Source organism: Luteitalea sp., from assembly GCA_009377605.1.
GTDB lineage: Bacteria > Acidobacteriota > Vicinamibacteria > Vicinamibacterales > Vicinamibacteraceae > WHTT01.
This window is the reverse complement of record WHTT01000072.1, coordinates 18,119-32,409: the sequence shown is the minus strand read 5'-3', so window position 1 is coordinate 32,409 and position 14,291 is coordinate 18,119. Positions and strand designations below refer to the sequence as shown.

9 protein-coding genes and 2 pseudogenes (2 of these 11 running past the window's edge) are annotated in these 14,291 nt (G+C 64.6%); 4 read left to right on the top strand and 7 right to left on the bottom strand.

Annotated features, from left to right (window positions below):
* Nucleotides 1–110: pseudogene (locus GEV06_20930) on the top strand (hypothetical protein); it begins 220 nt to the left of the window's first position.
* Nucleotides 1–2,632, top strand: a pseudogene (locus GEV06_20925) (UPF0182 family protein); it begins 53 nt to the left of the window's first position. Before GEV06_20930 ends, GEV06_20925 begins: the two co-directional pseudogenes overlap by 163 nt.
* Nucleotides 2,633–2,752: 120 nt before the next feature.
* On the opposite strand, the gene GEV06_20920 reads toward GEV06_20925, so the two are convergent.
* The 5 genes from GEV06_20920 to GEV06_20900 form a co-directional block, all read right to left on the bottom strand.
* Nucleotides 2,753–3,403, bottom strand: coding sequence for a response regulator (locus GEV06_20920; protein ID MPZ20354.1), 651 nt, complete (start codon nt 3,401–3,403; stop codon nt 2,753–2,755).
* A 65-nt stretch (nt 3,404–3,468) separates the two neighbouring features.
* Nucleotides 3,469–4,242: a sensor histidine kinase gene (locus GEV06_20915; GenBank protein MPZ20353.1), complete on the bottom strand. Its 774-nt coding sequence runs from the start codon at nt 4,240–4,242 to the stop codon at nt 3,469–3,471.
* A gap of 42 nt (nt 4,243–4,284) precedes the next feature.
* On the bottom strand, nt 4,285–7,935 hold the full coding sequence (locus tag GEV06_20910; protein MPZ20352.1) for a protein kinase: 3,651 nt from the start codon (nt 7,933–7,935) through the stop codon (nt 4,285–4,287).
* The gene (locus tag GEV06_20905) at nt 7,715–8,641 is read right to left on the bottom strand and encodes a GAF domain-containing protein (protein ID MPZ20351.1); all 927 of its coding nucleotides are present in this window, start codon (nt 8,639–8,641) and stop codon (nt 7,715–7,717) included. Before GEV06_20905 ends, GEV06_20910 begins: the two co-directional genes overlap by 221 nt.
* Nucleotides 8,642–8,950: 309 nt before the next feature.
* Nucleotides 8,951–10,645 (bottom strand): hypothetical protein, encoded by a 1,695-nt coding sequence (locus GEV06_20900; protein ID MPZ20350.1) that lies wholly within the window; start codon nt 10,643–10,645, stop codon nt 8,951–8,953.
* Between the two features lie 204 nt (nt 10,646–10,849).
* On the opposite strand from GEV06_20900, the gene GEV06_20895 reads away from it, so the two are divergent.
* Nucleotides 10,850–11,632, top strand: a complete 783-nt coding sequence (locus GEV06_20895) for a hypothetical protein (GenBank protein ID MPZ20349.1) — start codon at nt 10,850–10,852, stop codon at nt 11,630–11,632.
* 8 nt (nt 11,633–11,640) lie between these two features.
* Nucleotides 11,641–12,501, top strand: coding sequence for a hypothetical protein (locus GEV06_20890; protein MPZ20348.1), 861 nt, complete (start codon nt 11,641–11,643; stop codon nt 12,499–12,501).
* Here GEV06_20890 and GEV06_20885 read toward each other — a convergent pair.
* Together GEV06_20885 and GEV06_20880 are read right to left on the bottom strand one after the other, a co-directional pair.
* On the bottom strand, nt 12,494–13,234 hold the full coding sequence (locus tag GEV06_20885; protein ID MPZ20347.1) for an SDR family oxidoreductase: 741 nt from the start codon (nt 13,232–13,234) through the stop codon (nt 12,494–12,496). The genes GEV06_20890 and GEV06_20885 overlap by 8 nt on opposite strands.
* A gap of 160 nt (nt 13,235–13,394) precedes the next feature.
* Nucleotides 13,395–14,072 (bottom strand): cistern family PEP-CTERM protein, encoded by a 678-nt coding sequence (locus GEV06_20880; protein MPZ20346.1) that lies wholly within the window; start codon nt 14,070–14,072, stop codon nt 13,395–13,397.
* Nucleotides 14,073–14,291: the final 219 nt, after the last annotated feature.

The following is a 14,291-nucleotide window of genomic DNA, read 5'->3' as shown; positions in this document are numbered from 1 at the left end:
TGCGAAGTCGCTGCTGTGGACGGCCGCTTTCGCGGTCGTCCTGCCGTTCCTGTGGTGGAATGTCCGCCACGCGGTTGCGACGCTGCCGCGGCGCGAGGTGGTCTTCATGACCCCCCAGGGGCCGCAGGCGCTCACGCTGGATGCTGCGCGGCTGCGGCCGTTTGCGGCGGGGCTCACGATCGTGGCAACCCTCGTGATCGCCACCCGCATCGGAAGCCATTGGGACACGGCGCTGCTCTTTTGGAGCGGCGTCGAGGTCGGTCGTGCCGATCCGATCCTGGGGCACGATATCGCCTTCTACCTCTTCAGTTGGCCCTGGCTCAGGATCGTGCAACAGACGATGTTCACCACGCTGCTGTTGGCCGGAGTGGCGGTGGCGCTCGCACACGTGCTGAGCGGCGGCCTGAGCCTGAGCGCCGAGCGCGGCTTCGTGATCAGCGCGGCAGCGCGCCGGCACCTTGGGTGGCTCGCGGCTGGTATCTTTCTCACGGTTGTCTTCGGCGACTGGCTGGGTCTGCGGGGAGTCTTGCTATCGCCGGCGGGGATCATCCAGGGAGCCTCGTATGCGGACGTGCATGCTCGCATCCCGACCTACTACGTGCGGATGGCGGTCGCCGTCGTCGCCGCAGCACTGGCGGTTGCGGGGGCTTTCCGTCCGCAGAAATGGTTGCTCGCCGGCAGCATTGCCCTCTACGTCCTGGTGATGCTGGGCGGCGCGTTGTATGCGACCCTGTTGCAGCGTTTCATCGTGACCCCCAACGAGCAAACAGCCGAGACGCCTTACATCACTCACAACATCAAGGCTACCCGCGAGGCGTTCGGCGTCGACCAGGTCGCCGAGCGCCAGCTCTCGGGCGACGCCACGCTGACCCGGGCCGACATCGAGGCCAACGCGGGAACGCTGAGCAATGTGCGGCTCTGGGATCACGAGCCCGTCCTCGATACGTATTCGCAAATCCAAGCGATCCGCACGTACTACGATTTCGTGTCGGTCGACAACGACCGCTACACCATCGACGGTGAATACCGGCAGGTCATGCTCTCCGCTCGCGAACTCAACTCGGAGAGTCTCCCCAACCGGAGCTGGGTCAACGAGCGCATGACGTTCACACACGGCTACGGCCTGACGCTGGGCCCGGTCAACGAGTCGACCAGCGAAGGCTTGCCGGTGCTCTTCATCAGGAATCTGCCGCCCGACTCCTCTGTGGACCTCCGTGTCACGCAGCCGGCCATCTATTTTGGCGAGAGGTCGAACGACCACGTCTTCGTCACCACGGCCACGCGAGAGTTCGATTATCCGCAGGGGGAAGACAACGTCTACGGCAGCTACGAAGGACGTGGCGGCGTCTCGGTCGGCAGCTTGTTTCGAAAGCTCCTGTTTGCCATCCGCTTCCGGTCTGCCAAGACACTGCTCTCGAACGACCTCTCTGGTGGTAGCCGTGTCCTTTACTATAGGCGCGTTCCCGAGCGCGTCGAAAGGATCGCGCCGTTCTTGACCTACGACCGCGACCCCTATCTCGCGATTGACGAAGGCCGCCTGTACTGGATACAGGATGCCTACACCACGAGCCGTTATTACCCGTACTCGAATGCGCTCGACGACGGCACCAACTACATCCGCAACTCGGTCAAGGCGGTCATCGACGCGTATCACGGCACCACCACGTTCTATCTCGTCGACCCCGAGGATCCGATAGCGCTCACGCTCCAGCGCGCGTTCCCCGGGCTGCTCCGCCCACTCTCCGAGATGCCGACGGGCCTGCGCGCGCGGATGCGCTATCCGCAGGACATCTTTACGGTGCAGACGTCCATCTACGCGACATACCACATGCAGAGTCCGGCGGTCTTCTACAACCGAGAGGACCAATGGGAGGTCCCCGCGCTCGACGTTCGCGGCGGGCAGCCTGATCGCATGGAGCCGTATTACACGATCATGAAGGTGCCGGGCGAGCGCGACGTCGAGTTCATTCAGATGCTGCCGTTTACGCCGCGCCAGAAAGACAACCTCGCGGCGTGGATGGTCGCTCGGAGCGATGGGCCGAACTACGGCCGGCTCATGGTGTTTCAGTTCCCGAAACAGAAGCTGATTTTTGGCCCGCGGCAGATTGTTGCGCGAATCAGTCAAGATCAGGTGATTGCGCCGCAGATCACGCTGTGGAACCAGCAGGGAGCCGAGGTCATCCTCGGCACGCTGTTGGTCATCCCCATCGAAGAATCTCTCATCTACGTTCGCCCCCTGTACCTCCGCGCATCAGGCGGGCGCATCGTTGAGATGAGACGGGTCATCGTCGCCTACCAGAACCAGATCGTCATGGAGCCGACGCTCGACGCCGCGCTCGAGCGCCTCTTCCCTGCGAAGCCTCGTCCAGCCAGCATGACCACCGAGCGCAGAGCAGCCGAGGCACCGCAACAGATGGCTCCCGAGACAGCGACCACGACGGTCGACGAGGCCACACGCACCCTCCTCGCTCGTGCGCACGAGCACTATCAGCGCGCGGTTGCCGCGCAACGGACAGGTGACTGGGCACGCTACGGCGAAGAGCTGAAACAGCTCGGTGCCGTGCTGCAGCAGCTCAGGGATGAGGAGGGGTCAGGGGACAGGGATCCGGGATCAGGAGGGATCAGGGATTAGGCCCTGGCTCACGTGAATTGACACTCGTAGCGCAGGCCTTCAGGCCTGCGCTACGGGAGCCAATGAGTGGCAACACAAAATGAGCTCTGCGATCGGGGGTTCAGGGACCCCTGACCCTGTCTATTCGAGCAGCCCGTGTCGCGCCGCGAAGCGCACGAGCTCGGCGGTGCTGTGGATCCCGAGCTTCTCCATCAGCCGCGTGCGGTGATTGTCGACGGTCTTGGGGCTCAGGCCGAGCAGCTTGGCAATCTGCGGGTTCGTTTTTGCCTCGGCGACGAGCTGGAAGACTTCGCGCTCGCGATTGGTGAGGCTCGCCAGCGGATGCACGTTGTTGGTGGCGTGGGCGTTGGTACCCAGCGCCGCTCCGGGCAGGCGTGGCACCCGGCCGGCAAAGTATGTGCGACCAGCCGCGAGAGACCGGATGGCCTCGATGAGCTCGGCCGCTGCGCCATCCTTCACGATGTAGCCAGACGCGCCCACCCGAGTCATCTTCAGCACGTACTCCTCGTCGTCGTGCATCGTGAGGACGAGAATGCGGCACTGCGGCTGCGCTTCCCGAATGCGGCGCGCGGCGTCAAGACCGGAGAGCCGCGGCATTGTGATGTCCAGGACGACGATATCTGGCCGGAGCGCAGCGGCTTGCGCGACTGCCTCCAGGCCATCGGCCGCCTGGCCAATCACCTCAATCTCCTGCTCCGCCTGGAGCAGGCTGACGAGCCCTTGTCGGACAATCGTGTGATCATCAGCAACCAATACGCGAATTCGTGACACTGCTCCGTCTCCCGTCCCCTCTGTCGTTCTCCGCGGAAAAAGGGGACAGGCCCCTTTTTCGGAACTCACGCAGACGAAAAAGGGGCCTGTCCCCTTTTCTCCTGCTCTCCCTGCACCAACCGAAGCTCGATCTCGATGCGTGTGCCCTGCCCGGGCGTCGAGCTCAGCGTGAAGGTGCCCCCAAAGAGCTGGACCCGATCACGCATCCCACGCACGCCGCATCCCTGATCCTCGCCCGTTGCACGCAATGCCGCCGCTGCGTCAAAGCCCTTGCCATCATCCTGAATCGAGAGAGCGAGCCTCTCGCCATCGCATGCGAGTCCCACGTGAACGCGAGACGCTTCCGCATGCTTGGCAACGTTGGTCAAGGCCTCTTGCGTCACCCGAAAGACGATGATCTCGACATCCGGATCGAGTCGCTCACCGAGACCTTCGTGCTCGAACATCACGGGCACGGCGGTTCGCCCCTCGAACGTGCGCGTCAACCACCGAAGCGTCGGCATGAGACCGAGATCATCGAGCATCTGCGGGCGCAGCAAGTGCGAGAGCGCTCGTACGTCGTTGAGCGTTCGTTCGGTCAGCTCTTTGAGCTCGCCGAGCCGCGCCATCAAGGGGCTCTCGCCCGCCGCCGCCTCTCGCTCGAGCACGTCGAGCTGCAGCTTCAAGCCGGTGAGGGCCTGGCCGACGCCATCGTGGAGCTCGCGCGAGATGCGGCCGCGCTCCGCTTCCTGGACACGCAGCACCCCTTGCGAGATCACACGAAACCGCCGCTCACTGTCGGCGAGACGCTGCAGCAGGCGCGCGTTCTCACGCGATAGCCGTTCGAGCTGTTGCTCGATCCACGCGACTAGCTCGCTCGCCACTGATGCTCCCCTCTGACGTCAGTCCCTGCCTTGGTGGAGCGCGTCGAACCGATCGCGTAGCTCCGGCGCGAGACCGTCACGAATCTCCGCCAGGGCAACCTGTGCGATCGTCTGCTCGCGCTCCGCTGCTGGAACGAGGCCGCGCGCCTTCAATACCTCACCGAGTAGCCCATGCAGCCGATAGCGACCCGCGCCCCAGCCCACGCGGTCCGCGAGGTCGATGGTACGCCGCACCCGGCGTTCGGCGGCAACAGTGCGCCCAGCGCGCAGCTCAGCGCCCGCGATCGCGGCGCCCGCCTCCAACCGCAGTACCACATTGCCAAAGGAGTCCGCTTCCGCGGCCAGCTTCGACAGTGTCCCACGCGCCTGCGCATCGCCCCGCTCGCTCCTGACCCGTGCTTGCGCCAGCCGCACTCGCAGGGAGACCGCGCGGTTGTCGCCGGCCTCCGCCTCCTCACGTGCCGCTTCGAGCGCGAGGTCCGCTGCCGCGGCATCATCGTTCCGCTCGTGGAGCAGGCCGACGAGCATGCTGCGTCTCGTCCGTTGATCGCGGTCGTGAGCAACCTTGATCCAATGGTCGGCATCCGCGAGCCGTGCACGCGCTCGTTCCCATTGACCCAGTTCGACGAGCAGTGCCACCTCGTCCAGCGTGCACGAGGTCAGGAGGTCCGGCTGGTCGAGCTCTCGCGCCATCGCCAACGCCTCTTGGAGCGCGGCGAGCGCATCTCCGTACCGACCTCGATAATGATGCAATAGCGCGAGGTTCTTGTGTGAGACCACCGCGCCGCGCTGGAAGCTGATGGCATCGCTTCGCTCCAACGTGGCACGAAACGTCTCGATGGCTTCGGACCAGCGCCCCTGGACGATGGCCAGCAATCCGAGATCTTGAGTCGAGAGGATCACGCCGCGCCTGTCGTCCACACGCTCGCGCAACGCGAGCGCTTCGTTCCAATAAAGCGGCGCATCCGCATAGTCGCCCTGTGCGAACGCGGCGTCGCCGACGCGATCATAGCTTTCGGCGAGCCGCTCGGTGCCGCCCAGCGATCGTCTCATCAAGAGCGCCTCTTGATACGCCTGCAAAGCAAGACCATGGCCACTATGCGTTTCGTACATCGCCCCGGTCTCGTCGAGGAAATCGGCCAACATCGCGCGCTCACCGAGCCGCTGCACAATCGTCCGCGCCGACGCGATATCGGCTGCAGCCAAACGACGGTCTCCGTTCGCTAGATGTGTCTCGGCTCGGCGACGCAACGTCGTCTCGAGAGCACGCTGGTTGCCGAGGCGCTCCCGCCGAGACATCGCATCCGCGTAATGCGCCAGCGCCTGCTCGTAGTCGCCCGCCTGGTAATCCGCCCTCCCCATCGCCTCTGCCACATCCGCCATGCCATGCTGGTCACCGAGACGTTCATACAGGGTTCGGGCACGCCGGAAGTGCCGGTCGATCGTGGCGTGCGTGTTGTCCGAACGCAGAGTGTGCTCGCCGAGCAAGAGCCAGGCTTGCGCGTTGTTGGGATCGATCCGCGTCACGCGGCCGAGCGTCTCAATGGCTTGCGCTCGACGACCGGCAGTCGCTTGCGCATTGGCCAGATCTATCGACGTCCGCGTGTCGTTGGGATATCGTGCGGCGAGCCCCTCGTAGAGTGTGAGGGCGTCTGTCGCCTCGTGCCGGAGCATCGCGAGCCGCGCGCGCACGCGCTCGGCGAGCCGGCCTTGGCCGCTGCCGACGAGCGCGCCCGCGCGCGAGGCGGCCTCGGCAGCGGCGTCCCGATGGCCGAGATATTGGTGGGCCTCGCTCAACCCTTCCAGCGCCTCCGCGAAGTGAGAGTCGATGCGTACCGCGCGCTGGAACAGCGACGCGGCCGCCGAGGCGTCACCCTCGTGGAGCCGCACTTGGCCCTCGAGGTAAGCGGCGGCAGCGGTTGGAACGCGTGTGCTGATCGATGGCGCTTCACCATCCGGCGGAACGTCGCCGTCGAGCGCCTGCCGAAGGCGCCCGCCGAGATCGTTCATCAGAGGGAAGAAGCGAGCTGCATTGTCGGCTTGGATGGACAGGAGTGGAACGCTCGTGACATCTTGTGTGCCCGCGACGCTCGCGAGCTGCAGGTCCAGGCGCGTCCCCTGACCGCTCCGCTTCACGCGTCCCGTAATGATCCTGTCAACGTCCAGCAACCGGCCCAAGTCGCCCAGTGCTGCCCGATCGTAGCGGCCTGGGGTCAACTCGAGGCTGCTCAATGCAGGAAGCAGACGCTCTGGGCCGACCACTCGCAGGTCGGGGCTGGCCGCAAGACTCCTGGCCAGCAGATCGGCGCCACCCAGACCGACCCACGCGAGCTCAGGGTCGCGCGCCTCGTCCGCGAGCGGCAGCACAGCCACCGCGTGCTCGATCGCCACGGCGTTTGCGGCTGGCCTCGACGTCACCCGCCCGCCGAGCACCCGTGCTCCCCACCACACCAGGACACCGACGAGCAGTGCCACACAGGCGGCGATCACCAAGCGCGAGCCGAATCGCCACCCGCTGGCGGTCCGTTCCACCCGATCGAGATCCGCCACGATCTCGCGCGCCTGCTGGTATCGGCGGGCCGGAGCACGCGTCAGGCATCTCCGGAGCACCCGTTGAACGCCCGCCGGTACGCGGACGCCGACACTCGACACGTCAGGTGCGTCGCTGGTCAGGCGCTGCGCCAATGTCTCGGACTGCGTCTTCCCACGAAACGGCAGCTTTCCGGTCAGGACTTCGTAGAACACGATGCCGAGGGCGTACAGATCGCTCCGCCCGTCGACCGGCTCGCCGGAGAGCTGCTCAGGGGAAAGATAGTCGGGGGTCCCGACGATGGCACCGGTGCGTGTCAATGGCTCGCCGTCACGGGAGCGTGCGACACCAAAGTCGGTAATGTAGGCCGTATCGTCAGGTCCGAGCAGGATGTTGCTCGGTTTCAAGTCTCTGTGGACGATGCCGGCAGCGTGCGCCTGTTGCAGCGCCTCGCTGAGCTGCCGGAGGATGGCGACCGCGCGCTGGACGGTCAGCGGCCCGTCGCGGTCGAGGACTTCGCCGAGCGAGGGGCCCTCGACGAAATCCATGGTGAGAAAGCGCAGCCGCGAAGTCTCGCCAATGTCGTGGATTCTGACGACGTTTCGATGCGTGACCTGGCGCGCGAGCACGAGCTCGCGCCGGAAGCGTTGAACCCACCTCGGATCGCACCGCAGGTCAGATCGCAGGACCTTCAAGGCAACGTCAACGCCGAGCTCTTCGTCGCGTGCCTTGTAGACGACGCCCATGCCGCCGAGGCCACGGAACGAGAGGACGCGGTAACGGCCGGCAACCAGCGTTCCAGGCACGAGCCGCTCGGCGACGTCGACACTCGTGAGCGTCTCCGTCGCGGAAGGCACTCGGTCGGAGTAGACCGTGGTCCGCTCGCTTGGGTCTGTCACATCAGTCAGGTGCTTGGTCCTACCTCGTCCGCGTGATCCGCGCGTCGCGAACTCGCTGTTGCAGCGTTTCGAGAATGCTCGGATCGTCGCCGGTCGCGTGAACCATCGGGTTGGCGAGCTCGCGGACCGTCGACTCCAGCCGCGCGCTGGCGAGCACGAGCGCCATCTGCTCGGCGAGCGCCTCCAAGATCTCGAGGTCGAGCTCGGTGAAGCCTGGCCCCGGCTTCCGGCCATCGACATACAGCACGCCGTAAGAGCGCTCGTCCTGCCGCAGTGGCACGCACGCCAGGGTTCGGATCCCCAGCGCGATGACGCTTGGGCGGCTGGCGAGGAATGCGTCCTGCTGAACATCGCTGACAACAATCGATTTCTCGCTGTGCAGAACCTTGTTGACCACGCCTACGGAGCCATCGAAGCCCGCTTCGTCGACCATATCGGCGGTGAAGCCGGTCGCGACGAGCGCGCGAATCGGCTCGCGCGGGGCCGCTGCGAGGACGAAGCCGCGCTCCGTGCCGGTCAACTGCACGGCAGAGTCGAGGAAGCGCAGCAACAGATCAGACGGGTCGAGCTCGGCACTTAATCGATGTCGCATCTCAGCGGTCGTTTGAAGACGCCGCAGCCGATCTTCGTAGAGGGCTGCCGCAGCTTCTTCGGAAATGATCTCGAAGCGGGCCAACAGGCCACCGAAGCTGACCCAGTCACCGCTGCGTAGATTCACGAGGATCACCGGCGAGCCATTGATTCTCGTGCCGTTCTTGCTTCCGAGATCCTCGAGTGACCATGCTTCCGCCCCGGACTGCAGACGCGCATGCCGCTTCGACACACGCGGATCCTCCAACACGAGATCGACCGCCGGGTCGCGGCCGATGAGCACCGCGCGGTCCGGACGGAGAATCACGAAGCGCGACGCACGCTCCGGCGGGTGCAAGGTCAGCTTCGCTGGCATACGACAACCATGTCGAGTGACGAGTCCTGAGCGACCGGTCCCGTGACAAAGGATGAGTCATGCGTGTGACAGCCCGACAGCGGCGCCCTGAATAGCGATTCTCCTTCCACAGACACGAGGGGCCGTGTGCGAGTCACACCACGCCTCCAATCCCAGTAGCCGGGTAGCCGAATGGTCTCATCAAAAATGAATGAATGAAGCAGGATCGTACCATAACTCCGCCGGGCGCGGTCTGCACCGTTGCCGAACGTCTCTCTCCTGGTCCCGCGATGCGGAAATCCATTACGCGTGGCGGCAATCTCAAGCTCATCAGCGCGTGACGGTCGAGCCCGCTGGCGTCGGCCAGGTCAGCCGGTAGACCCTGGCCGTGCCTTCGTAGTCGGGGAACGTCGCCACCGCGGTGAAGAACTCCGGCCGTTCGTCCATCTCTTCCAAGAGAACTTCTAAGTCATCGGGGTCGTACTTGTCGAGGTGCACGACAATGAAGTCCACACCAAGCGCGTGAAGTGCTTCGAGCGAGGCCCCGCTTGGGAAGCCACGCATCTGCTCCATCAAATCAAGGTACGCGCGTGGATAGTATCCGCTGTAACCATTCACCAGGCGCTGCCAATGAAACGTCGAATAGTATTCGTACTCCGCATCGTGCTGCGGATCTGCACCACTGAGCCACATGGGCAGCTCGACGACAACACTTGGTGGCTGCCGCCCGAGCCATTCGTATACCAGTAAGGGCCGGTTGGGTACGTGCCTCAGAGGTAGGGGCGCGGACCAGTACTCGACGACCAGCAGCGCACCGCAGAGTGCGGGGATCCACCGGCGCACTGCCTCCGATCGAGCGGAGCTGCGGAGCCGCGTCACACCCCAGGCGGCAAACAGCGCCAGCGCGAGGTTCACGAGGATGCCGAACCGCGCGGGCGCTCGCAGCCCGCGAAACGGCGAGCCCGGCTCGAGCAGCCACGGGTACACGAGACCGTTCACGCCCAGTGAAAAATCCAGCGCGAGGAGCAGCCCCGCGAGGTAGATGAATCGAACGCGCCTTGGTCCCCATAGGAGGGCCAGGACGCCCAACACAATCGTCGTGAGCCCAGGAAAGAGGCGTGCTTCGCTGCCGCCCAGCGGCCCCGACAGCCGGCCATAGACGACGTTCCCGCTTGGCGTGGCGAGATAGCTCTCGGGATGCGCGCTCCACCGCTCGATCTCCTCCTGCGTGCGCTCACCCAAGCGCTCGGCGTTCGCACGATACGGCCGGCTGTACGGCAGGACGACGATGGCTGACAACAACGCCCCCGCAAGCAGCGCACCGATCACACGAGAGAGCGGCGCGCGCCGGCAGAAGAAGAGCAGCGGTAGGCCGACGACCAGAAGGAAGGTGACGAGGAACAGGCCGTAGTAGACGCTCGACAGGAACTGCAGCAGCAAGAAGAAGCCCGTGAGCAGACCGTCTTTCACCCGGCCACTCTCCAGCGTGCGATGGAGCGCCCAGAGCGTCAGCGGCATCCACTGCGCCCATTGCAGCTCGAGGTGCATGAAGTGCTCGAAACGATACGGCGCGAGGGCGAACACGATACCGGCGACAACGGCCGCCCCGTTGCTGCGCGTCAACCGACGCGCGAACACGTACATGCCCACCGCCGACGCGACCATGCCGCTGAGCAGCAGGATGTTGTAGACCGCCACCGCTGGGACGCCAGCCTCGAGGAACGGTGCTGCAAGGGCACCCTCGAGGAACGTCGCGTCGGAGTTCGCGAGCGTTCCCAATGCCGGGTAGAAGATATTGCCGTCGAAGAGATGGGAGGGATCGTGAAAGATCTGCCGGGCGAGCCGCTTGAGACGCCAGATGCTGAACAGCGGATCGAAGTGATCGGCCACGCCGTCACCAAGGCGGAGGATTTGCGGCCACGTGCAGACGATGACGAGACCCGCGAAACCGAGGGTTACACGGGCCAGTCTCGCAAGCGTGAGTGGAGCCGCGTCCTGCGTCTGTTCGACCTCGGATGCCCGCACGTTCCTACCTATTTAGGTGGCCTCCCTGTAACTGCAGCGGTGGTAGGCTGACCCTAACTTGCCTTGGTGGTGCGGCTGCTCGGCGGGCCGGGCTCCGGCGATTCTCCGGCGGCGCACTTGATTGCAGATTCTAACAGCCCTCTCCGAGCACGCGGGCGGCCAACGCTTCGCTTCGCGCAGACGGCGCATGAAAGGACGACGACAATGCGAGCTCAGCTGACAATCCTGACACTTGGCGCGACTCTGATGGCCACCAGTGCTTCTGCCGACGTGACCGTCACGGCAACGACGGTCGGCAAGGGCGGCTTCGCCAAAGCGCTTTCTGGGGACTCGATCACCTACATCAAAGGTGGCAAGATGCGCGCGGACAGTATGGCCGAGGATCGAAAGCAATCGACCATCCTCGACCTCGATGGCCAGCAGATGATCCTCCTCGACCACGGCAAGAAGGAAGCCACCATTAGCGACATGCAGGAGGTCCAGGCAACGCTGCAGAAGATTACGTCGGACGAGGTGAAGGTGTCGCTGACGCCAACCGGAAACAGCAAGCAGATTGCTGGGCAGAGCTGCGACGAATACACGCTCGAGATGTCGGTCCCCATGTCGGTCGACGGCAGCACACCTATATCCATCGCCACGACCGGGCCGGCATGCATCGTCAAGAATGCACCAGGCGCGAAGGACTACGAGAGCTTTTATTTGAAAGCAGCCGAGCAGGGCTTCATTCTGACCGGGGATCCGAGCCAAGCCCAGAGGAACCCAGGCCATGCGCGCAGCATGACGGAGATGTACCGGCAGATGGCGAAGCTTGGCGTGCCGTACGAGATGGAGATGAACATCAAGATCGGCGGCGAGGGCCCCATGGCCGCGCTGATGAGCAAGGTTGGAGCGATGTCCTTCACGACGACCGTCAAGAGCGTCAGCGAAGACCCCCTCTCCGACGACCTGTTCGTCGTCCCGTCTGACTACGAGGTCAAGAAGAACTAAACTGGTCCTTGGTGCTACTGGATGCCCTGCGGAGAGAAAGCCACGTTATCGCAGCCGAGCTGCGACCACCGCGCGTGGAGCTCGACACGCGTGCCGGCATGGACGCTTGGATCGACACGTATCACGCGGTGCGCGGGCTCGCGCGGCGCGATCGCTACGTCTTCCTGACCGACAGCGCGGTCGGTACGGCCGAAGAGGACAATCTGCGGCACCTGGTCAGTAATCTTGGCGATGACGTGGATCGGTCACACGTCGTGCCATTTCTCACGTCGAAGCACACGCTCGAGTACTGCCTGACCTACGCCGACCGCGCTCGCCAGCACGGTTTTCCCACGCTCGTGGTCCTGGGCGGCGATCGACGGCGTGGGCCGGCGCGTTCGGTGGAGCACGCCTGGCAGCTCCGCGAGGCGATTCGCGCCCGACAAGCGGATCTGGCCCTCGGTGGTTGGGCAAACCCGCACCGCGACGCGGTCACGCAGGTGCGCTATCTGCTGGATCCGCAAGTCACGGCCGAGTTCTACCTCTCCCAGATTGTCTCGCACCACGATCGACGCCAGGTTACTCGGTTTCTCGAGGAGTGCGACCGCCGCAATCTCCACTTGCCTGGCATCTTTGGTGTGTTCTACTACCGTAGCGCTCGTCCGTCGACCTTGAGGCGGCTGCAGGAGTTCATCCCCGTGCCGTCCGAGGCGATCACCCGAGAGTTCGAGGAAGGTGCGTCTGCGGATGAGATCTGCGCGCGGACCGTACGTGGCCTTCGCGAGGTTGGCGTACGACACTTCTACATTAGCAACTTGCCGCTGGCGCGCGCGCTGCCGACGCTCACGCGAATCCTGGATCTCGCCGAGCTGCCCGTCCCGCTCACCTGACGTGGCGGCCGCCGTCGACGCGAATCGTCTCGCCGGTCATGAAGTCCGACTCGAGGACGAAGATGAGCGTTTGCGCCACCGCCTCGGGTCCACCCCAGCGGCGGAGCGGCGTCGCCGCGCGCACCGCCGCCTCCTGGTCGGCGCTAGTCTCGGGCGGCGCCAGGATGGGTCCCGGCGCAATGGCATTGACCAGGATCCCGTCCGGTGCGAGCTCGAGGGCCAGCGATTCGGTGAGCGCCTTCACGCCTGCCTTGGCAACGTAGTACCCGGTCCAGCCGCGATACCGTGGCCGCCCACTCGCGGCGGTCCAGTCACTGAAGGTCACGATGCGCCCGCCGCCGGCGCGCCGCAGATGTGGCAGCGCGGCGCGCGCGCAGTGCAAGGTCGCCTCCAGATCAACGCCGATCTGGGTGCGCCACGCCTCCTCGGTCAACCGTTCGAATGGGACTTCTTCGTAGACCGACGCCATCAGAACGAGGATGTCCAGCCGGCCGAGCGTCTCGACCGCGGCCGACACGAGATGCTCGCATCCGGCGGCCCGGCTCAGGTCCGCCTGAATGGCGGCACTTCGACGACCAGCGTCCTGCACCGCGGCGGTTGCCCGCTCGAGCGCATCCGCTGATCGGTAGTAGGAGAACGCGACGTCTATTCCTCGTGCGGCGAGCGCCGAGCCGATCGCGGCACCCATGCGCGCGCCGCCCGTGACGAGCGCCACCTTGCCCGCCAGATCCATGTCGCAAACTGTAACAGAAGCGGATTTCGTGCGTTCGGAGAAGTGATCCAGAAAAGGAACCGGGTACCTTTTCCGGGAACAAACGGCCCCAGAGAATGGGCCCTGACTCCTTTGTCCCGGAAAGGTACGCGGTTCCCTTTTTCCTACCTGGTTCCTTTTCCTACCGCTTCGCGCGGCGTCGGAGAGCGGGGGCGCTCAGCGCGAGCGCCACGCCGAACAGCAAGAGAGTGGTTGGCTCGGGAACTTGCTCCTTCCCGTTACCTTCGAACTCGAACGATCCGGCATCACCTTGGAACTTGATCGCAAACGTATCCAGCGTCACGCTCGGTGTGTCGCCAAAGCTGCCGCCCAGGAGCAGCCGGAACGTATCGGAGCTCCCGTCTCCAAAGAGCCCATCGTTGACCGGTCCACCGGAGCAGTTGTTCCCTGCCCAAGCGCAGAGATTGATGTTCTGGAAGCTCGGGAAGTTCGTGTTCAATGAGAAATCGGGGAACACGCCGCCCGCAAACCCCGGCGCACCGGTCGAGACATTGGTGATTGGAGAGGCGGCATTCCAGCCGATCGACAGGACGTTCTCCTTGAACATGCCGAGGTCTGTGGTCGTGTTGTTCGTGATCTGCACCGTGAGGTCGAGCTCAGACGAGGTGAGATCGTTCACCGTGAACAGGCCCGTCGCGAGCAGATCGTGACCGGCCATGTCGATGTCGGACATGACCCAGTCGATTTCAAACGACGTAGCTCCTGTAATGGTAATTGGTGCAGCAGCCGCGTCCCTCGCACCACCGAACATGAGCGCGAGCACGACTACCGTCGCTGCCCAAGGCAATTGTCTGATCATGTAACCCCCTCTGTAAGCACACGTCCGGCTGGTGACGTCGGACGGACATCGAACACTAGTAGAATCCACAGCAAGCTCAATGCCGACGTTCCTGGGCGCGCCACGGCCTCCAACCGACTGACTCCAAATACTTTGGCCGACACGCCGCGCCCAGGCGTGGCCTCCGCGCCGGCCAAGTCGCCTCGGTGACCCCTTTTGGCAACCTGGCGGCAGACTTAG

Excerpts from the sequence above, each read along its gene's own strand:
- GEV06_20910 (MPZ20352.1), bottom strand. The coding sequence starts at position 7,935 with ATGTCGATGGCCGGAAGCCGGGGCCAGGCTTCACCGAGCTCGACCTCG.
- GEV06_20905 (MPZ20351.1), bottom strand. The coding sequence starts at position 8,641 with ATGCCAGCGAAGCTGACCTTGCACCCGCCGGAGCGTGCGTCGCGCTTC.
- GEV06_20895 (MPZ20349.1), top strand. The coding sequence starts at position 10,850 with ATGCGAGCTCAGCTGACAATCCTGACACTTGGCGCGACTCTGATGGCC.
- GEV06_20885 (MPZ20347.1), bottom strand. The coding sequence starts at position 13,234 with ATGGATCTGGCGGGCAAGGTGGCGCTCGTCACGGGCGGCGCGCGCATG.
- GEV06_20880 (MPZ20346.1), bottom strand. The coding sequence starts at position 14,072 with ATGATCAGACAATTGCCTTGGGCAGCGACGGTAGTCGTGCTCGCGCTC.